The organism is Enterococcus canintestini (genome assembly GCF_001885735.1).
GTDB lineage: Bacteria > Bacillota > Bacilli > Lactobacillales > Enterococcaceae > Enterococcus_C > Enterococcus_C canintestini.
In genome coordinates this window covers 59,680-81,466 of record NZ_JXKG01000009.1, presented here as the reverse complement: position 1 = coordinate 81,466, position 21,787 = coordinate 59,680, and the positions used below count along the sequence as shown (strand labels likewise).

Genomic DNA, 21,787 nt, shown 5'->3' with positions numbered 1-21,787 from the left:
CTTCTCTCTTTAATATTCAGGAACCCATTTTGTTGCTTTAACCGCTGCTTTAATGTCTTCAATTGGTTCTTTATTTAATTTTTGATCTAAGACACTTTGACCCACAACTTCTGCAATTCGTTCTGAAAACTCAGCAAGTTTTGCAACTGGTGGTAAAACTGCGGCACCTGGTTTTGAAGTATCAACTAAACCACCTAAAGCGTGGCTTGCTTGTGATAACATTTCACCATTTACCCGACTAGCAGTCGATGCAATAATACCTAAACCTAAACCAGGATACATTAATGCATTGTTAGCTTGCCCGATTTGGTAAGTTACTCCGTTATATTCTACATCTGCAGCTGGAATTCCTGTACCTACTAAAGCTTTGCCTTCTGTCCAATGAATTAAATCTGCTGCTGTTGCTTCAGCTAATTTGGTTGGATTTGAAAGTGGGAAAATAACGGGACGATTTGTATGTGCAGCCATTTCTTTTACAATCGTTTCAGTAAAAGCACCCGGTTGGGTTGAAGTACCAATCATAACCGTTGGATGAACAGTTTTCACAACATTTTCTAAATTGGTTAAGTCAATATTTTGATCAAATTCATCACGTTTACGTACGAATGCTTTTTGTCCTTCTGTCAAATCTGGTGTATCTTCAAACAACAGACCTTGTTTGTCTACCAAATAAAAACGACTTCTTGCTTCTTCTTCACTTAAGCCTTCACGAATTAATTCATCTAATAATTGGTTAGCAATTCCGACACCGGCAGTACCAGCCCCAAAAGTTAAAAAGGTTTGGTCGGTTAATTTTTCTTGGGCAATATTCATTGCTCCCAAAACGCCAGCTAAAACAACAATCCCAGTTCCTTGAATATCATCATTAAATGTCGTAATTTTATCTTGATATTTTTCCAAAATCGTTGCTGCATTACTACGGCCAAAGTCTTCCCAGTGCAATAATAGTTCAGGGAATAATTTTGTAGCAGCTGTCACAAATTTATCGACAAAGTCCATGTAACGTTCACCATAAACGCGTTCATGTTTATTGCCTAAATATAAAGGATCATTCAATAATTTTTCATTATTCGTTCCAGCGTCTAATGATACCGGTAAAACTTGGCTCGGATCGATACCAGCGGCTGCTGTATATACCATTAGTTTACCAATCGCAATATCTACACCGTTGACACCCCAGTCACCAATCCCTAAGATACCTTCTGCATCTGTGACCACGATTAAACGAATATCTCTACCGGCAGCGGCATTTTTTAAACTTACTTCAATATCTTCTGGTGCATCAATTGATAAAAAGGCGGCATTTTGTGGTTGCACAAATAATTCATTGTATTGTTCAATTGAATCAGCTACGGTTGGATCATAAACAATAGGCATAAATTCTACAATATGTTGGCCCATTAATTTATAAAACAAGGTACGATTAGTATTGAAAATATTCATTAGAAAAATTCGTTTTTCCAAGTCGCTAGTTTTACTTAAATATTGACCATAAGCTTGGACTGCTTGTTCTTCTAGTGTTTGCACATGACTAGGCAACATGCCAACTAAACCTAATTTTTCTCTTTCATTTTTGGTAAAAGCAGTTCCTTTGTTTAAAAATGGATTGTTTAAAACTCCAATGCCTTTCATACTATCTTCCTCCTATTTTTCATATCCTTTACAACAATTAGAATAGTTCCTGCCACTTGTTATAGTCAAAAAGAAACGTTATGATAAATATTGTTTATATGAAAAGGATACAGGTATTTATTTACATACGTCAAATAGGAGGTCTTAGATGAATATTCGTGATTTAGAATACTTTCAACGTCTTGCCTTAGAAAAAAGCTATTCAAAGGTTGCCGCATTTTATCATGTGAGCCAACCAACTATTACTTATGCTATAAAACGATTAGAAACGGAATTAAATATTCCCTTAGTCAACCGTAGTCAAGCACATAAAAATGTCGCATTGACCAGTGCTGGCCGCCAATTTCTACAGCACGTCAATACAATTTTACGGGAGTTACGGATTGCCAAAGAAGAAATCAGTCATTTAACAATCAAAAAACTACCATTAGGGCTACCTCCTATTATTGGTAATTATTATTTTCCCAAGTTATCTCCTCAATTGCTAAAAGCAGATATTTTACCCCATTTAATCATTCGGCGGGAAGGTTCAGAGAATTTGCTACGTCAAGTCAAACTTGGTAGATTGGATGTTGGTCTCATCGGCTCATTAGATCCGATTCAAGTTGAATCTTTATCTGCTGAAATTTTAACGAAAAAGAAATTCAAAATTGTAGTAGCTAAAAATCATCCCCTGGCACACCAAAAAGAAGTGGCCTTTGGAAAGCTGGCGACAGAGAAATTTTTATTGTTAAGTGAGCAATATGTCCATCACCATGCTTTTTTACGTCTCAGTCAGCAAAATAATTTGGATCCACAAGTCATTTATCAAAGTGATGATTTAGATATTTTAAAAGGCATGATTAAGTCTGGCATGGGAGTCGGCTTTTTAGCGGAATTGGCCATTAATTCAGATGATAATTTAGTTACCTTGGATTTGACCGATAATAATCAACCTCAATTTCTCATTTCCCTTGTCTATCGCAATAGCAGCATTTTACCGCCAATAATGGAAAAGCTACTCGAATTAATTCGTCAAATCGTCACCAAAGATGAAATAAAAAAAGTTCAAAAAGACTAGCCTGGGTGAAACACCTTCCAAAAATTGGCTGAAAAGCTAACTTTTGGAAGAGATCACACTGGTCTTTTTGAACTTTTTATTCTTTATGATTTTCTTTTTCGAAAAGCCACCACATTATCAGGTATTGGCTTTTCGTGATGCAGTTTTTCTTGTTTTGTAGTCGGCGCTGGAAAGTTCCCTTTAATCACTCTACCTTGTGACAGTGAGCGAATAAGCTTCCGCAGATTTTCTTCGGATTCTTTTTTCTCTTCTTCCATTTGCACTTTCATAGCAGCTAAATCTTCTTTTGAAATGGTCAAATGCTGAAATTTCCCCTTAACATGATGGTATGCCATGGCTTCGGCAAAACTTCTAGGGCCACCACGAACTAAAAAGCGCAAATAAAGTGCATAGTCACCGGTAAATCTTTTTTTCATCTTATTTCCCCCTATCTTTCCTTTTGGCAGGATGGAGCACCTTGTCATGGATGTCATGGACAGGTTGCTGAAGCGTCATAGAGCCTGTTCTCTTAGCTTCTCTTGATAGCTTGTTTTTAGTATAGCATAGACTTACTAAATTTTTCTTAAACTAGCTACTACTATTTGGCTGGCGAGTTGTCGTGAAATTCAGCAGCTTTATAGGACATGTTCTGGCTGCTTAAAATACTTTTTCATTAAACAAAAAAAACGGCTCATACTTTGAAAGTTATTTCAAAGTATGAGCCGCAACTAGTATTAATTTTTAGCCTGCCAACTCTTCAAATTGAGAATTGTAAAGTTGCGCATAGTAACCACCTTTGGCTAATAATTCTTCATGGGTACCTTGTTCTTTAATATCCCCATCTTGCATATAAAGAATCTTGTCGGCATCTTTAATCGTTGACAAGCGGTGAGCAATAACAAAAGAAGTTCTGCCAGCCATTAAGTTGTTCATGGCATTTTGAATTAAGACTTCCGTCCGTGTATCAACAGAAGATGTCGCTTCATCCAAAATCAAGATCGGTTTATCTGCTAAAATTGCCCGCGCAATTGTTAGCAACTGTTTTTGACCTTGAGAGATGTTGGAAGACTCTTCATTAAGTTCCATATTGTAACCACCAGGTAATGTTTCAATGAAGTGATGCACATGGGCAGCTTTGGCCGCGGCATAAACTTCTTCATCAGTTGCATCTAAATTACCATAGCGTAAGTTGTCCATAATGGTTCCTTTGAACAACCAAGTATCTTGTAAAACCATCCCGATGTTTTGACGTAAATCAGCTCGGTTAAAGTCACGAATATCATGACCGTCAATTTTAATAGCACCAGAATTCACGTCATAAAAACGCATTAACAATTTAACCATTGTCGTTTTACCAGCACCAGTCGGCCCAACGATTGCCACCATCTGACCTGGATCAACATGGCTGCTAAAATCGTTAATGATAATTTTATCTGGTGTATAGCCAAAGTGTACGTGTTCAAAGTCCACTTCACCTTTAACTTTTCCGATTTTAACTGGATTTTCAACAGTTTGTGCCTCTTCATCTTCACCTAAGAATTCAAAAACACGTTCAGCTGCTGCTGCCATTGATTGCAACATATTTGAAACTTGCGCTAATTGCGCAATTGGTTGAGTTAAGTTGCGGACATATTGAATGAAGGCTTGAATATCCCCAACGGTAATTGTGCCGTTGTAAGCTAAAATCCCACCAATAATCGCCACTGCAACATAACCTAAGTTACCAACAAAGTTCATGATTGGTTGCATCAAACCTGAAAGAAATTGTGATTTCCAAGCAGATTTGAATAAGATATCATTTTGTTCTTTAAATTCTTTCATGGCATTTTCTTCATCGTTAAACAAATGAACAATGTTATAGCCACCGACAGTTTCTTCTACTTGACCGTTAATTTTACCTAAATATTTTTGTTGGGTAGCAAAATATTTTTGTGAATATTTCACGACAAACATAATTAACAACAAGGAAATTGGCACAATCAAAACTGAAATTCCCGTCATTTGAACAGAAATAGATAACATCATGATAATTACACCGACAATAGTAAATGTCGAAGTAATTAACTGTGTAACAGATTGGTTTAATGATTGACCTAAAGTATCCACGTCATTAGTGATACGGGATAAAACTTCACCAGTTGTCCGGCTTTCAAAGTAGTTCATTGGCATCCGATTAATTTTTTCGGTAATTTCTTTACGCATCCGGTAAGTAATCTTTTGAGTAACAGTCGACATGATCCAGCCTTGCATCACACCAAAGAGTGCTGCGACTAAATACAAACCCAACATAAAGAGTAGAATTTGACCGATTTTATCGAAGTTAATGCCACCAGTACCTTGATATTTTTTGATTAAGCCATTGAATAATTCTGTAATGGCTTTTGATAAGATTTTTGGTCCCCAGATATTAAAAACAGTTGACGCTGCTGCGAATATCATGACAAACAAGACTGCAATCTTGTATTCTGCCATATAGGAGACTAATTTTTTAATGGTGCCTTTAAAGTCTTTGGCTTTTTCGCCACCGGCCATGCCGCCACCCATTGGGCCACGACCGCCACGGGGAGTTTGTTGTTTATTTTCTGCCATTTTCTTCGCCTCCTATTCTGCTTCTAAGCCCAATTCAGCGTTACTCAATTGTGAAGAAGCAATTTCTTGATAAACAGCAGATGTTTCCATCAATTCTTCGTGAGTACCTTGTGCAACAATCCGACCTTCATTTAAAACAATAATGTTATCGGCATGTAAAATCGTCGAAATTTTTTGTGCTACGATAATTTGCGTAATACCTTTAACATTTTCGGCTAATGCTCGTCGTAAAGCGACATCTGTCTTATTATCTAACGCAGAAAGAGAATCATCAAAAATTAAGATTTTTGGATCTTTGGCTAACGCACGCGCAATCGCCAAACGTTGTTTTTGCCCACCAGAAACATTGGTCCCGCCTTGAGAAATAGCACGATCATAACCTGCATCATTTGAATTAATGAATTCTTCTGCTTGAGCAATCATGGCCGCTTTTTTCATTTGTTCATCTGAAATACCATCGACGTTCCCAAATTTAATATTTGATTTAATATCACCAGAGAATAAAACCCCTTTTTGTGGTACAAAACCAATTAAATCATGAAGTTTGTGTAAACTCATCTGACGAATATCAACACCGTCAATTGTAATACGACCAGTTGAAACATCAAACAAACGTGGAATTAAGTTTACAACAGTCGATTTACCAGAACCAGTTGAACCGATTAAGGCTGTTGTTTGACCTGGTTTAGCTGTGAAATTCAAGTGATGCAATACATCTTCTTCTGCATCAGGATAATGGAAAGTAACACCTTCAAATTTCACTTCACCAGTAAAGTCGTGATCATCTTGTGGTTGGTCTGGATCAGTAATAGTTGGTTTTGTTTCTAAGATTTCATCTACCCGTCCAGCAGAAACATTCGCACGAGGTAAAATAATTGAAACCATTGAAAGCATCATAAAGGCCATGACAATTTGCATTGTATACGTGATAAATGCCATCATATCCCCAACTTGTAATTGACCGGCATCCATATTGTGACCGCCGACCCAAACGATTAAGACAGAAATCCCATTCATAAGTAACATCATAATTGGCATCATAATGGACATTGAACGGTTAACAAACATTTGTGTTTTCATTAAATCAGTATTGGCACCGTCAAAACGTTTTTCTTCATATTTTTCACGGGAGAAAGCACGAATAACAGGTAAACCAGTGATAATTTCACGAGAAACCAAGTTCACGCGGTCGACTAATTTTTGTAAGCTCTTGAATTTTGGCATCGTAAAACCAAGTAATGTCAAAACTAAAATCAAAACTAATCCAACGGCAACGCCGATGATCCAGCCCATGCCAGTTCCTGTTTTATAAACTTCATAAATCCCGCCAAGCCCTAAGATTGGAGCATATAAAACCATACGAATGGTCATAACTAACCCCATTTGGATTTGTTGAATATCATTAGTACTACGAGTGATTAATGAAGCTGGTGAGAATTTTTCCATCTCGGCATTGGAAAATTTTAAAATTTGATCGAATTGTCCAACCCGTAAATTTTTACCGACAGAAGATGAAACTAAAGAAGCAATTAAACCAACTAAAATAGCAGCCGCTGCTGAAATTAAAGTTAAGATAATCATCTGTGTTCCTTTTTTCACCATATAATCAGTTTGAATTTGTTTTGTGTCTTTGTTTAATGCTTTATATTCAGCTAATGTTAATTGGACACCAACTGTTTTCATGGAATCTTCACCCATGTCACCCAGTTCAGCTTTCGTTTCTTTTCTCGCTGCTGCTACTTTTTCAGGCATCGCATCATTGGTCTTTTGCAATTCATCGCCAATTTTTTGCGCTTGTGCACCTTTTTCTTTTGCTTCATCAGCGAGTTGTTGCGCTTGTGCACCTTTTGTTTGCGCTGTTGCCATGTCGCCAGCTGCCGCTGCTGTTTGGGCCTCTGTTGCTGCAGTTTGGGCTTGTTCGCCTAACGATTTAGCCTGTGCACCTAATTCTTGTGCTTTTTTACCATCTGTACCTAGTTTTTGATAGGTATCTAAAATTTCTTTGGCGGCATTGCCGTCTTTTGAATCTTTGGCCTGAGAAGAAGCGAGCATCATCATTGGTAATTCAAAAATTTTCGCTAGCTTTTCTTTGGTCATCCCTTTTTGTAAATTGAGGTTATATACCTCAACTTTTTTGCCATCCACTGTTTTAGTGCCGGCTTTATAGTTTTCTTTAATCGTATCTTTTTCAGCATCAGTCATAAAAAGTTCAACTGCTGAAAGCGTAGATTTTCGAATTGTTTCTGGGGTTGGATTTTCCAAACCGCCTTGTTGAATTCCTACGTCCACGATGTCTGACGTAATGCTTGGTAATGTCAAATCACTATGCGCTTGAATTCCTAAGAGTACCAGTGCCGCTAGGATTGCATACCAGTATTTGCCTAGATATTTAAATAATTTCACGTCTGCAACCTTCCTTACATATTAGATTTTTCTTCTTCAGATTTAGTAGCACCGCTTTTTAGCCAGTTAAGCTTTAATGAAAAATCGTATAAAGCTTCTTCCATATCAAAATCATCTTGTCCTACCAGATGACGATAGCCTTCTGCAACCGTAGAAAAAACGACGTGCATCAACATTTTGACTAAAATTTTCAACTCTTTTTGATTTTGAACTTTTAAAGTCGTTAGATCAATCATGTTATAAAACGCCTGCATACTCTTCCGATGTTCTTGTCTGGCATCAGTAGCATGAAGTGGTGGTGCCTGTTGCTTACCTAGGTGAGGCGCAACTTTATGAAAAGAACGATAGTCCATATTCATAAATAAATTTTTGTAAAACGCTGCGTTTTCTCCATGTAACACTTCTTTGACCATTTTAGTAAAGTAAATTTCAAAACCATCAAAAAGTTGCCCTTGTGCTTCTTCCATTGCATTATTGAGTTCTTGCTGGCTATCTCTTCGCATACTTTGAAAATAGTAATAATAAAGATCTTCTTTATCTTCAAAATACTGATAAAAACTGCCACGAGGAATACCGGCATCCTTAATAATTTGAGCAATAGACGCGTCCCCTAAAGGTACTCTGGAAAACTCTTTTTTCGCAGCTTTCATAATCCGTTGCTGCTTTTCTTTAGTCAGATGAAAAAAGGTTTCCTTTGGCATGATCTCTCCTCCTTACTTTAAAAATTTTCACTTTAAATAAATGACGCCATGTCATGTGACAATGTGTCATTATACACCCATTTTTGGTAATTGCAAGCATTTTGCATAATAATTTTCATAGATTTTTTTATAAGAAAAACGTTATTCTAACAGGTCAAACAGCTTATCCAGCAGCGTTTATCTTATAATGAAAATTATTTTTTTATTTTTTGGCACCTCCACCTAATTTTCAAACGTAAAAAATTCATCATTTCTTCATAACTTTATTTGAAATAACGTTTTCAATTTAAAGTAAAAGAAAAGAACAATGTTTAGTCTTTAAACATTCCAGTAAAACGATACTAGCAGATTGCTTTATGAGTTTTTTAGTTGTTAAATTGCAAGCAGCTTTTACGACTTGATTTTCTTTAACCAATTAATGATAGCCTCACTCAGCTCTTTTTGTTGTTGTGAATTAGAAATTGTAGCTTTACCATCGCCTTTTTGTGCACCATAACTGCCAAAACCAGCATGATTACCACCTTTAATTTCTAAAAAAGTAGTATTATCTGGCAAATAAGCTTTTGATTTTTGATATTGGGTTTTATTTAAAACCTGATCCTGACTTGCAGTAATAGATAAGACGGGAATATTCACTTTTTTAAGCGAACCTTTTTCATCAGGATAACTAGCTAAAAAAATCATACCGGCAATTTCCTTTTGATGATTTTGCCCATATCGACTAGCCATTACCCCACCTAATGAGTGGCCTACCAAAATATTTTTTGCTTTGGCATTTTTCGCTTTGGCATTTTTCCCTAGAACAACATCCGCCTTATTTGGCGCAAGTACTGCTAAATTTAACGGCAACTTCAATACATAAACCGAATAACCTGCATCTGCTACTGCTTGTGCCCAAATACGATAACTAGCAGGTGCCACTAAAGCACCGGGATAAAAGATAAGATTGGTTTGCTCTTCATTTTTATTTGGCTGTGAACTGACAAAAAGCTCATAATCTTTTGTCGCTTTTGTAGGTTTAATTACCGTAGCAGCTTTACTTGGCTCATACGTATTCTCTTTTAGATATAAGCTACCACCTGCAGTCACAAACAGAAAAACAACCAAAATTCCCAGCAACATTTTTTGCCACCAACGCCATTTTTTCACATTTATACCTTCTTTATTCCATTTTTTTTGCGATAATGAAGTTCTACCATTTCCCCCATCGTTGTGCTATCAACAAAAGTCAAACGCTGTTGATAATCCCCCTTTGGAAATAATCGTTTGCCACTGCCCAATAGCACTGGAGCAATTTGAATCCAGTATTCATCTAGTAAGTTAGCTTCCATTAAATGTGTCAAAAGTTTTCCACCACCAACAATCCAAATGTAACCTTTAACTTGCTTTTTTAAATCCCCAATGACTTTAATAGGATCTTGAGGGGTAAAATAGCCTTCCTGAATTTCATCAGTTCGTGTGCGGGAAAAAATAATTTTTTGTTTCTGAGGATATAAGGGTTCTCCTTTTAGTAGTCCGATTACCTCATCATAAGTCACTCGTCCCATTACTACTGCTGCAACTTTTTCCTCAAAATCTTTATACGTCGATATTCCAGCTAAATCCGTATCAAATAACCACTGCAAATTATCATTATCATCTGCCAAATAGCCATCCAAACTTATTGCTCCGTAAAAAACGACTTTTCCCATCAAAAACCTCCTTTTAACGTATTACACTAATTTTCAAAACAAAATGAGTTCTACTTCAGTATACCAACAAGGGGCAATCTTATAAAAAGATTGCCCTTTTTCTTTACAGGAAAGTTTAATGGTGTTGTTTTTGGTCTTAGGCGATAATAAATTGAATTAATTACTTTGACTATCAAAGAACGAATTCAAGGATTGATTGTAAGTTTAATATCGAGAATAAACAACAGCATAAAAAATACCGACCAGATTTTCTAGTCGGTATTTGATCTAACTATATTGTGTCTCGCTTCAAAGTACATCTTTTTTATTGTACTTTAATTGTTCACTTCATCATGTATCATTTGGATGATATTCTCTAGATCTTCAATCGAACTAGCTTGATTAACGGCGTTTAAGAAAGCACCATATGCTAGTCCATTAATTTTACCTTGTTCCCAATATTTTTTAAGTAATGCTTGTGCTTCTTTACGCTTGTCCTCAATTGGTTTATTGATTTCTTGTTGGTTCTTATCATTCTGTGTTTTTGCTTCCTTCACGATTGCATCAACTTGTGATTTTGTGGTTGCTTTATCAATTCGCACTTGAAAAGCATCGTTTTGTGCATTTGTTAAATATGCGTATTCCATAAAAACTTTCCATTTAGCTGCTTCTTTATATTCATCTAGACCATCTTGTTCTGCATTTTCTTGGTCTTGTGCTTTTGCGTCTGAAACTATTTTATTCACAGCTACAACTGTAGTAGCAGCATCTACTTTGTTTTTAAATGTTTGTTTTTCCGAAGCGGACAAATTCTTTAATCCATCAACCGTTTGTTTTGCTTTTGTTTTTGCTTCGGCTAATGTTTTTGCTTCGGCTAATGTTTTTGCATCGGTATTAATTTTCTTCGCTTCATTTACAATATTAGTGACTTCTTTAATTGTGCCTGCACTATTAATTAATGAATTGTAATGTGTTTTTTGTGCTGAAGTTAAATATTGCAACCCATTTACTGTTGCTTTACTTGTTTCTTTTGCTGTATTCAGCTCTTTAATTGCTGCGTCTGCTGCTTTTGCCTCTGTTACGATGGCTTTAACAGCTTCAACTGTTTTTTCATTATTAATACGTGTGACATATCCTTGCTTAGCATGAGAGGAAACATTTTGTAAACTATTAACAGTCGTAATACCATTTTCTTTTTCTTCTTTAAGTTTAGCCACTGCTTCAGCTGCACTATTTGTTTGTCTTGCTTCTGTTAAGGTATTGTTGACTTCCTTCAAATTCGTTGCGTTGTCTACTGCATCTAGATAAGAAGTTGTTTGTTCTGCTGTTAAGTACTTCATATTAGAAATTTCTGTTGTTGCGTCTTTTTTTACTTGTGCCAATAACTTGGCTGCATTCTCTTCATTCAGTACGTTTTGTTTTTGTGCTTTGGAAAGAACATTTGATACTCCTACCGTTGTTGTTTGATTATCAATCTGTTTAGTAAAGTTTGTTACTTCTTCAATAGATAACCATTCTAACTCCTTAAGAGAAGCTTTTACGTCCGTTTTTGCTTCTATTAGGTTTTGTTTATCTTGTGATTTGGCTTGAGAAACAATAAGATCTACTTCTTTTTCATCACTTGCAGAGTCTAATTGTTCACCATAATTTGTTTTTTCTACTTCTGATAGATTTTTAAGTGCGTTAATTTTTGTTTTTGCTTTTGCTTTGTACTGTCTTAACTCATTTGCATCATTGTGACCATGAGCCATGTTTAGAAGTTGTTCAACCCGTTCAATAGTAGTTGTATATTTGCCACTAATTAGACCTATATAAGCTTCTTTTTCATCTTTAGATAAGAATTTCATTGTGTTTACTTCAGAAATTGCATCTTCTTTTGCTTTTTTTAGTTCCTGTGTGGCTTTATTTTCATTGTTTTTTTGAATTGCTGCATCTACAATTGGTTGTACTGCTTCTTTTTCAGTTACAGCATTGATTTGATTTACATACCCCTGTTGCTGTGAAGATGTTAAGTATTGTAAACTTTGTATCTGTTTGATTACATCTTGTTTAAGTTTGGTTAGTTCTTGTGTGTACTTATTCGTTTCATTTTTTGCTTTTGCTTCTGAAACAATATCTGCAACTGTATCTTTATTACCTGCGTTGTTTACTTGACTAATGTAGTTACTTTTTTCTGCGTTTGTTAGGTATCCTAAACCGTTAATTGTTTTAATTGCTTGTGTTTTAGCAACTTCAAGTTCTTTCACTGCAATTTTTGCTTCAAGTTCTTTAATAAGTTCCTTCTGTTTTGCAATTGCTTGTTTCAAGTCTTCTACTTTTTGTTCAAGAGCTGGAATATCTGCATCACCAATAGCATCAATTTGTGCTTGAATGCTTGCAATCTCTGCTTCAATTCTATTTACACGATTTTCTGCATCTGCACTTTCTTCATTACGTTGATTCATTTCATTCATTGCTACTTCTTCTGCTTGGTTCTTCGCATCCACTGTCGCTTGTGCTTCATTTAATGCTGCTTCTAGTGGTACTAATTGTTGGTCGATTGCTGTAGTTTCAGCTTCAATTTCAGCAAGACGTGCAACGTCAGCTGGTGTTGCGTTTTCCCCTGCATTATCAATTATTGCTTTTAAAGTAGTCCATTCGTCTGTTAATGCTGCTTGTTTTGTATTTAATTCCTCTACTTGTGCAAATGCTTCGTCGCGAACTCCAATTGCATCTGAAGTTTCTTGTACTGCTGCTTGATATTTAGCTTCTGCCTCTTTAGCTAAAGCATCTTTACTTGAAAATTCATCTTTAGCTGCAGGAAGTTTCCCTGACCAATCTGCAAGGTGCTCTTGTAAGATTGCCAACTCGCTTTGACTCCCTTGCGCATTTTCCAAGTCTATTTCCGCTTGTGCAAGTTCTTGTTCTAATTCGGCTAATTTGGTTTTTGCAGCTTCTAATTGTGAATATAAGCCTTCAAGTGTGGGGTCTGTTGGATTTTCAGGGTCTGTTGGATTTTGTGGTTCTTCTGGATCTACTGGTTTTTCAGGAGTTGGTTTACTTTCATTTTCATTCGGTTTACTACTAGTATTTTCCTTATTATCAGTATTCGTATCTGGTTTTTGTTCATTACTTGGACTGTTTTCAGTATTTATGACTTTATTATTGCTGGTATTGTTTGAGATTGTCCCGCTACTTATCTTTTCATTGGAAGAATTTATTACGTTGGAACCATTCTTTTCGTCGTTCGTTTCTATGTAATTATTTGCGGGCTCATCTGATATTTGATTTGCAACTGTTTTATTTGGATCCAATTTATTGTCATCAGTAACGGTACCTGAACCAATTACTTTTCCTTTAGAATCTGTAATGGTTACGTGATTACCATCCCAAGAAATTACTGTTCCAACTGGAAGTGTGTACTGTTCACCATCTTTGTAGCCATTATCAAATAATAATTGCATTGGATTTTTGATATTTAATGCAACACCTATATTCCAAACAGTATCTCCTGTTTGCATGGTAATAGTTTTTTGACCCTCTGAAATACGTGAAGCAATCTCTTCAGATGAATTGGGTGCCCAAGTAGCTGCTTCTGCTTTGATACCATTCGTGGTTAATAATCCTCCCAAAATCAAGCTACCAAAAACTAAGCCATACACTAACCATTGCTTTTTAGCCTTAACCATTTTTGCACGATATTTTTTTTCGCTTCCTAAAGCATGCGCAAAATATTTCTTTTTCATTTTCACTTTTCCTCCCAATACATATCTGAATTTACCTAAAATGATCTACTGTATTGATAGCGCATCCAACTCAATCAACTATTGAATCTAAACGCCTTTAATAAGAGGTTTTACTATTATCTAAATAAGTTACTTTCATCAATTACCCTTGCTACAAAGTACAAGGTCTAAAAGATGTTCTTAGCAGTATCCTCATTTTTATTCTAATGTTATGTAGACCCTTTAAAATTTTATTCCGGTAAAACTCATAATATGTATACTTTTTTTATGCAAATCACTTACTACCTAAATTGTCTGTTTCTCTGTTACTAAACCATGTTCTCACCTTTTAAATAACGCATCATCTATAAAACGTTTTCTTTTTTATCTTCCACCTTTCAAAACCAATAATACCAACCAAATTTTATTTTATCACAATTGTTTTTATTTAGATATACATTATATTAAAATGCTTTTTATCTATCTAAATCCTTTAAAATAAACAATTTTTTTGAAATAATTAGCGCAAAATTAAGATGAATTATTAAAAGTTGGCGCTAGTCTTATCAAATGCAGTCAAAAAAGTAGCTGATTTAAAAATTTTAATATAAAAAAGGGGATAATCCTTATATTATCAAGGTTTCAAACAATAATTCAAGTATTAATCGCCTGATTTTACTATTTGAAAAGACTCATAAAAAGGCAAATAAAATAGCTATCAAAATGGATTTATATACTTTTCATATACAAAATAAAATAACGAAAAAATCATTGAATTTAAAATTCTTAATGTACGTTTCAGTGTTAAAATTCTCATTTGTAGAATTTAACTCGACATATCCCAGAAAAAGATAAAATATTCTATCTAGGTACTTACTAGAATGGTAAAATGAAACAAATATAACGTACAAGGAGGAACAGTGTTTGAGTAAAGATAAAAAAATTTTTTTAATTGTAACAATCACTCAATATATAATATTTGGAATTTCGTTAGCATGGGCATTTTTAGCTAGAAGAATTACCCCAAACTGGCCATTTTATCTCTTGTTGGTAGGAATATTAATAGGAAATTTTATCCCACATAAGTATCGTAGTAATTTCTTTTCAACTGAACCTGGTTTCTTTTTTAAAACAAAGACACGAAAATTTGAAAATATTATTTACATGACAACTACTTGTCTAGTTATTTTGCTAGTTATACTTCTAAATATCTTATGATGTATCAATGCAGAAGATGATGAGAAAATAGAAACTGACTTCACCTATCTCTTTATTTGCATAGCCAATCTAAAAATCATCACAATAAAAAAAGAGCCCAAAACATTGAATTAACAATGTTTTGGTACTCTTTAATTTTATTACCCCACGCTGCCTTCCATTTCATAACTAATCAAACGATTTAACTCAACCGCATATTCCATTGGAAGTTCTTTGGTGAATGGTTCGACAAAGCCCATGACAATCATTTCAGTCGCTTCTGATTCTGATAGTCCACGGCTCATCAGGTAGTAAAGTTGTTCTTCAGAAATTTTGGAAACTTTTGCTTCGTGTTCAAGGGAGACTTGGCTATTGTGAATTTCGTTAAAAGGAATCGTATCTGATTTTGATAGTTCATCCATAATAATCGTATCACACTCGATATGAGAAGCCGATCCCGCACTTTTCTTACCAAAAGTTACTTGACCGCGATAGTTTACTTCACCGCCGTCTTTTGAAATAGATTTTGAGACGATAGAGCTTGATGTATTGGGTGCATTATGAATCATTTTAGCACCTGTATCTTGGATTTGGTTAGCACCAGCAAAAGCGATTGAAAGCATTGTCCCGCGCGCACCTTCACCATCCAAGTATACACTTGGATATTTCATTGTTGTTTTTGCACCTAAGTTTCCGTCAATCCATTCAACGGTTGCACCTTCATAGGCTTTAGCTCGTTTTGTGACTAAATTGTAGACATTATCTGACCAGTTTTGAATCGTAGTATAGCGGCAGTAAGCATCTTTTCTGGTGAAAATTTCAACGATTGCCGCATGCAGACTATTGCTGGAATAAGTTGGTGCAGTACATCCTTCTACGTAATGTACGCTTGCGCCTTCATCGACGATAATCAATGTCCGTTCAAATTGGCCGGTATTTTCAGCGTTGATTCGGAAATACGTTTGTAATGGTGTATCAACTCGCACGCCTTTTGGTACATAAATAAAGGTTCCCCCAGACCAAACAGCGGAATTTAATGCCGCTAATTTATTATCTGTTGGTGGTACCAATTGCGCAAAGTACTCTTTGAAAAGTTCAGGATACTCTTTTAGAGCTGAATCGGTATCGGTAAAAATAATCCCCAACTTTTCAAATTCTTCTTTCATGTTATGGTAAACCACTTCTGATTCATATTGAGCAGAAGCACCAGCTAAGTAAGCTCGTTCTGCTTCTGGAATCCCAATTTTTTCAAAAGTATCTTTAATTTTATCAGGAACATCATCCCAATCACGAGCTGGCTTGTCACTGGCTTTTTGATAATATTTAATTTTATTAAAGTCGATGTCAGAAAGGTCTGGTCCCCATTTTTGCATCGGCATTTTATTAAATGCTGCTAGTGATTTCAAACGAAAATCTAGCATCCATTCTGGTTCGCCTTTTACAGCGGAAATTTCCCGGACCACTTCTTCAGTTAAACCTTCACCAGTACTAAAAACAGGTTTGACATCATCATGGAAACCAAATTTGTATTCTTCTAATTCAGGAACACCCATGGGATCACTACTCCTTACTTTATTTCGTCTTCCTTATATAGCTTCAATTTAATAGGTAAAAGTTATTTAATTGTTTTTACCTAAGCTATCTTCTTCATGTGGATGAATAGAACTTGTTTCTGCAATGCCAGTATTAGAATCCAAAACCGCTTTTTCTAACGCTTTCCAAGCTAATGTCGCACATTTGATACGGGTAGGAAATTTAGCCACGCCACTTAACATCGCTGCATCTCCTAGTTTATCCGCTTCAGGTACAACTTTTCCTTGGACTAAGTCAGAAAACATTTGTTCTAAATTTTCAACTTCTGATAATGGTTTTCCAATCACAGCATCTGTCATCATCGAAGCACTCGCTGTACTAATGGAGCAGCCACTACCGTCAAAAGCAATATCTGAGATAATACCATCGTTTACTTCTACTTCCAAATGAATCACATCGCCACAAGTTGGATTGTTCATTTCAATGGTCACATTTGATTTTCCCAACGTTCCGCGATGGTGTGGATGGCTGGAATGATCTAGAATGACTTGGCGATATAAATTGTCTAATTTAGATAGAGCCATGTTGGAAAAACTCCTTTGTTTTGTGAATCGCATCAATTAAGCGATCCGCATCTTTTTTAGTGTTATAAAAATAAAAACTTGCTCGTGCTGTTGCTGGTACATTTAAATACTTCAATAGCGGTTGCGCACAGTGATGTCCGGCTCTAACCGCAACGCCTTCCATGTCTAAGGCCGTGGCGACATCATGGGGATGTAACCCTTCAATATTAAAGGCGATGACACCAGTGTGATCTTTTGGATCTTGCGGACCATAAACCATTACCCCTTCAATCGCTTTTAATTTTGGCATCACATAATCAACTAAACTTTGTTCATAAGCATGAATTTCATCCATGCCAATTTCAGTTAAGTAATCTACTGCAGCACCCAAACCAATTCCACCAGCAATATTAGGTGTACCCGCCTCGAATTTCCACGGTAATTCTTTCCAAGTGCTGTCATACAAATTCACAAAATCAATCATCTCACCGCCAAATTCCACCGGCTCCATTTGTTCCAACCACTTACGTTTACCATATAAGACCCCAATTCCTGTCGGGCCACACATTTTATGCCCACTAAAAGCATAAAAATCAGCATCTAGTTGTTGGACGTCTACTTTCATATGAGGAACCGCTTGAGCACCATCAACCACCATAATCGCATCGTTTTCGTGAGCCAACGTAACTAGTTCTTGAATGGGATTAATGCCACCTAAAACGTTTGATACTTGAGCGATAGAGACAATTTTCGTTTTCGTCCCAATCTTACGCTTAGCGTCAGCTAAATCTAGATATCCTTCTGGCGTAATGTTGATATAAATTAATTTTGCGCCTTTTTTTTGGGCCAACTGTTGCCAAGGAATGATATTGGAATGATGCTCCATATAAGAAATCACGATTTCATCGCCGGCTTCAATAAATTGATCTCCAAAACTATTCGCTACCCAGTTTAAACCAGTAGTTGTTCCTCGAGTAAACAACACTTCTGCTGTTTCTTTGGCGTTAATAAACGCACGAACTTTCTCACGAGCAGCTTCATAGGATTTGGTTGCTCGTTCTGCTAAAGTATGAACCCCGCGGTGAACATTTGCGTTGTCTTGATGATAATAAGCTGCTACTTTAGCTAAAACTGCTTCTGGTTTTTGGGTAGTCGCAGCGTTATCTAAGTAAACCAATGGTTCATCGTTTACTAATTGATGCAATATCGGGAAATCTTGTCGTAATTTTAGCGCATCAATCATTGATTCAACTTCCCTTCAATCACGTCAATAAATTCTTTTTGAGCTTCTTTAACCGGAATTGCTGTAATCACTGATCCTAAGAAACCACGAATAACTAAACGTTCTGCCTCTGTTTTTGGTAAGCCACGACTCATTAAGTAATACATTTCTTCTGGGTCTACTCGCCCAACACTGGCAGCATGGCCAGCAGTTACTTCATTTTCATCAATTAAAAGAATTGGATTAGCATCCCCGCGAGCTTTATCAGAAAGCATTAAAACACGACTTTCTTGTTGGGCATCTGCACCTTTTGCACCTTTTAAAATATGTCCGATGCCGTTAAAAGTTAAAGTTCCTTTTTCACGAATGACACCGTGTTGCAAAATATGACCGATAGAATGAGGCGCTTTATTAGTAACTCGAGTATCAATTCCTTGAATTTGTTTGCCAGCTGAAATAGCTACAACTTTAATTTCAGAATGGGCTCCATCGCCAACTAAATCCGTATCAAAGTCTGCTACTACATCACCGTCATTCATAACCCCAATGGCCCAATCCACCATTGCATCTCGCATAACATAGCCACGACGATTCAAATAAGTAGTTAAATTAACACCTAATCGGTCAATCGCAGAATATTTTACTTTAGCGCCAGCTTTAGCAATTACTTCCACCACGATATTGGCAGCTTGTTTTTTAGCATCTTCAGCAGTTGAGCTAAAGCGTTCTAAATAAGTAAACTCACTATGCTCATCAGCGACAATTAAAATATGTTTAAAGAAATGTTCTGCACCAGTTTGATTTAAAATTGCTTCAATTGGTTCTTTTATGACAACATTTTTAGGAACATATAAAAACAATCCGCTATTCATAAAAGCGGCGTGTGCTGCAGTTAATTTATCTTCAAAAGGTGTTACAGCTTTGGTCATATAATATTCTTTGACCAATTCGGGATAATCTTTTGCCGCGGTGAAAATGTCCGTGAAAATAACACCTTGTTCCACTAGATTTTGTGGTAACTGTTCAAAAACCGTGGTATCGTCTGTTTGGGCTAACATCGGATTATCTGCCATCACATCAAAAGCTGCGACCCCTGCTTCTTTTGGTTCAACACTTAGATGTTCACTTGTCACATTTAATAATGGCCAGCGATGGAAACGTACGCGATCAATTTTAGGTAAAGACATTTCATCAACTTTTTCTAATGCCGCTAAACGTAATTCCAACATCCAAGTTGGTTCTTCTTTGTAAGCAGAAAAGGTGGTCACATCAGCCAGTAACTTTTTCAATTCTGTCATCAACTTGACCTCCTCTTAAACTTCTTCCTTGTAATCAATACCTAATTCTTTACTGATTCCAGCATAACCTTCTGCTTCCAAGCGTTTAGCAAGATCAGCATTACCAGTTAATACCACACGTCCATCCATCATGATGTGCACCACATCTGGTGTAATGTAGTTCAATAAGCGTTGGTAGTGGGTAATAATTAACGCACCAAAATCAGCGCCACGCATTTCATTTACACCTTTTGCAACAACTTTTAGCGCATCAATATCAAGCCCTGAGTCAATTTCATCTAAAATGGCAAAAGTTGGTTCCAACATTAGTAATTGTAAAATTTCATTTCGTTTTTTCTCGCCACCAGAAAATCCTTCGTTTAAATAACGTTCTGCCATTTCTTCTGGCATATTTAGTAATTCCATTTTCTTATCTAATTTTTTCAAAAAGTCCATTACAGAAATTTTGTCATCTTCTTCTCGTTTTGCATTGATTGCAGCCCGCATAAATTCAGCATTGGTAATACCTGGAATTTCACTTGGATATTGCATCGCCAAAAACAAACCTGCCCGTGCCCGTTCATCAACTTCCATTTCCAATAAATTTTCACCATCAAGTAAAATTTCACCTTGCGTTACTTCATAATTTGGATTGCCCATAATCGCAGCTGATAAAGTTGATTTCCCTGTTCCATTTGGTCCCATAATGGCATGAATCTCGCCTGTATTTAGCGTTAAGTTCACGCCTTTTAAGATTTCTTTATCTTCGATTGCTACATGTAAATTTTTAATTTCTAACGTTGCCATCGTCTCGCCTCCATCATTTTTCATTCTCACTCATTTTACGCTAATTGAGAATGATAAGCAAACTCAGATGAACAAATTTGCTTATGCTTTTACTATTATAGAATTAATTATTTTTAATTTAGAATAATTATAAATTAAAAGAACAAAAAGCAAAACTTTTCCGTCTCCAAATTTGTTATTTCTCAGAAAAGCTAAATGAACTTGGTCAACTCTCAAGCAATAAGACGAAATCTTGTTAAATTGTTTCTCAAATTTCGCAAGATTTTGGCTTATTGCCGTAGAGAGTTAGTTCATGTGCTAGATCATAGAAAAGCTAAATGGACTCGCTCAACTCTCAAGCAATAAGATAGAATTTTAATAAATTGCTTTTCAAATTTCTTCAAATTTCAGCTTATTGCCGTAGAGAGTTAGTTCATGTGCTAGATCTCAGAAAAGCTAAATGAACTTGGTCAACTCTCAAGCAATAAGATGGAATTTTAAAATATATCCTTATAAAAAAATTATGTCATTCATTCTATTATAAAAAAACGAGTAACCGCTATTTGCGGCTACTCGTTTATCACTTTATTAGTTTGCGTCCACGATTTTAACGGAACCTTTCCATTTATCGTCTACAAATTTTTTCACTTCATCACTATGCAAGGCTGCAATCAATTTTTTAATCGCAGGTTTGTCTTCATCGCCTTTACGTACGGCAATAATATTTGCATAAGGAGAGTTATCATCATCTTTTAGTAACGCATCTTTTTCAGGATTTAAACCAGCTGTTAAAGCAAAGTTGGCATTGATTGCTACTAAAGCATCTTTTTCATTTTCATAAGTTGGGACTAATAAACCAGGATCAATGTCGTGTTTGAATTTTAAGTCTTTTTTATTTTCAGCAATATCATCAAAAGTAGCAGTTGTTTTCTCAACGCCATCTTTCAATTTGATTAGCCCAGCATTTTCCAAGATAGTTAAAATTCGGCCCCAGTCAGTATTTGAATTAGATGTAATAACCGTTGTACCGTCTTTAATATCATCTACACTTTTAATATCTTTTGAGTAAATACCCATTGGTTCAATGTGAATTGCCCCGGCATCCACAAAATCATAACCATTTTCTTTTACTTGATCTTCAAAATATGGTTTGTGTTGGAAGTAGTTGGCATCAATTTCTTTTTCAGCGAGTAATTTGTTCAATAAAGTGTAGTCTGTAAATGATTTAACTTCTAAATCTACGCCCTCTTTTTTCAATAAAGGTTTGGCTTCATTTAAAATTTCAGCATGGGGACTAGTGGTAGCTCCTACGACTAGTTTTGTTTGTTCACCTGATGAATTATTTGTTGCATCATCTTTTGAGTCGCCATTGCCACATGCGGCTAGTGTGATTGTTGCTAGTAATACTGTTGCTAGACCAAATAATTTTTTCATTTTCATTTCTCCTTTAAATTTTAATTTTTAAACTTCG

General features: G+C 35.9%; 16 protein-coding genes and 1 riboswitch. Of the genes, 2 read left to right on the top strand and 14 right to left on the bottom strand.

Features of this window, described 5'->3' with window-relative positions; translation table 11 throughout:
• Positions 1–9: 9 nt before the first annotated feature.
• Positions 10–1,632 carry a malolactic enzyme gene (locus RU96_RS07070; RefSeq protein ID WP_071864841.1) on the bottom strand — a complete coding sequence of 541 codons (1,623 nt, stop codon included), beginning with the start codon at positions 1,630–1,632 and terminating at the stop codon, positions 10–12.
• Between the two features lie 148 nt (positions 1,633–1,780).
• On the opposite strand from RU96_RS07070, the gene RU96_RS07065 reads away from it, so the two are divergent.
• Positions 1,781–2,692, top strand: coding sequence for a LysR family transcriptional regulator (locus RU96_RS07065; RefSeq protein ID WP_143350952.1), 912 nt, complete (start codon positions 1,781–1,783; stop codon positions 2,690–2,692).
• Positions 2,693–2,775: 83 nt separating this feature from the next.
• Here RU96_RS07065 and RU96_RS07060 read toward each other — a convergent pair whose 3' ends face one another.
• The 7 genes from RU96_RS07060 to RU96_RS07030 all read right to left on the bottom strand — a co-directional run bounded on the left by RU96_RS07060 (position 2,776) and on the right by RU96_RS07030 (position 13,759).
• Positions 2,776–3,108, bottom strand: a complete 333-nt coding sequence (locus RU96_RS07060; RefSeq protein ID WP_071864840.1) for a hypothetical protein — start codon at positions 3,106–3,108, stop codon at positions 2,776–2,778.
• Positions 3,109–3,116: 8 nt separating this feature from the next.
• Positions 3,117–3,220, bottom strand: a riboswitch (SAM riboswitch).
• A 192-nt stretch (positions 3,221–3,412) separates the two neighbouring features.
• Positions 3,413–5,260 carry an ABC transporter ATP-binding protein gene (locus RU96_RS07055; protein ID WP_071864839.1) on the bottom strand — a complete coding sequence of 616 codons (1,848 nt, stop codon included), beginning with the start codon at positions 5,258–5,260 and terminating at the stop codon, positions 3,413–3,415.
• A 12-nt stretch (positions 5,261–5,272) separates the two neighbouring features.
• Entirely contained in the window at positions 5,273–7,663 is a 2,391-nt protein-coding gene (locus tag RU96_RS07050) for an ABC transporter ATP-binding protein (RefSeq protein WP_071864838.1), read from the bottom strand.
• Positions 7,664–7,677: 14 nt separating this feature from the next.
• Positions 7,678–8,364: a TetR/AcrR family transcriptional regulator gene (locus RU96_RS07045; RefSeq protein ID WP_071864837.1), complete on the bottom strand. Its 687-nt coding sequence runs from the start codon at positions 8,362–8,364 to the stop codon at positions 7,678–7,680.
• Between the two features lie 390 nt (positions 8,365–8,754).
• Positions 8,755–9,486, bottom strand: a complete 732-nt coding sequence (locus RU96_RS07040) for an alpha/beta fold hydrolase (protein WP_211269902.1) — start codon at positions 9,484–9,486, stop codon at positions 8,755–8,757.
• Positions 9,487–9,515: 29 nt separating this feature from the next.
• Positions 9,516–10,055 carry a dihydrofolate reductase family protein gene (locus RU96_RS07035; RefSeq protein WP_071864835.1) on the bottom strand — a complete coding sequence of 180 codons (540 nt, stop codon included), beginning with the start codon at positions 10,053–10,055 and terminating at the stop codon, positions 9,516–9,518.
• 314 nt (positions 10,056–10,369) lie between these two features.
• Entirely contained in the window at positions 10,370–13,759 is a 3,390-nt protein-coding gene (locus RU96_RS07030) for a GA module-containing protein (protein ID WP_071864834.1), read from the bottom strand.
• Positions 13,760–14,662: 903 nt separating this feature from the next.
• Between RU96_RS07030 and RU96_RS07025 the strand changes: the two genes are divergently transcribed.
• Positions 14,663–14,956 carry a hypothetical protein gene (locus RU96_RS07025; protein WP_071864833.1) on the top strand — a complete coding sequence of 98 codons (294 nt, stop codon included), beginning with the start codon at positions 14,663–14,665 and terminating at the stop codon, positions 14,954–14,956.
• Positions 14,957–15,096: 140 nt separating this feature from the next.
• On the opposite strand, the gene sufB is transcribed toward RU96_RS07025, so the two are convergent.
• The 6 genes from sufB to RU96_RS06995 all read right to left on the bottom strand — a co-directional run bounded on the left by sufB (position 15,097) and on the right by RU96_RS06995 (position 21,750).
• Positions 15,097–16,488 carry a Fe-S cluster assembly protein SufB gene (gene sufB / locus RU96_RS07020; protein WP_071864832.1) on the bottom strand — a complete coding sequence of 464 codons (1,392 nt, stop codon included), beginning with the start codon at positions 16,486–16,488 and terminating at the stop codon, positions 15,097–15,099.
• Between the two features lie 66 nt (positions 16,489–16,554).
• Positions 16,555–17,052: a Fe-S cluster assembly sulfur transfer protein SufU gene (sufU, locus tag RU96_RS07015; RefSeq protein WP_071864831.1), complete on the bottom strand. Its 498-nt coding sequence runs from the start codon at positions 17,050–17,052 to the stop codon at positions 16,555–16,557.
• Positions 17,039–18,274: a cysteine desulfurase gene (locus RU96_RS07010; protein WP_071864830.1), complete on the bottom strand. Its 1,236-nt coding sequence runs from the start codon at positions 18,272–18,274 to the stop codon at positions 17,039–17,041. Before RU96_RS07010 ends, sufU begins: the two co-directional genes overlap by 14 nt.
• Entirely contained in the window at positions 18,271–19,551 is a 1,281-nt protein-coding gene (gene sufD, locus RU96_RS07005) for a Fe-S cluster assembly protein SufD (protein WP_071864829.1), read from the bottom strand. Before sufD ends, RU96_RS07010 begins: the two co-directional genes overlap by 4 nt.
• 15 nt (positions 19,552–19,566) lie before the next feature.
• Positions 19,567–20,337, bottom strand: a complete 771-nt coding sequence (gene sufC / locus RU96_RS07000; RefSeq protein ID WP_071864828.1) for a Fe-S cluster assembly ATPase SufC — start codon at positions 20,335–20,337, stop codon at positions 19,567–19,569.
• A gap of 567 nt (positions 20,338–20,904) precedes the next feature.
• Entirely contained in the window at positions 20,905–21,750 is an 846-nt protein-coding gene (locus RU96_RS06995) for a MetQ/NlpA family ABC transporter substrate-binding protein (RefSeq protein ID WP_084035474.1), read from the bottom strand.
• Between the last annotated feature and the right edge of the window lie 37 nt (positions 21,751–21,787).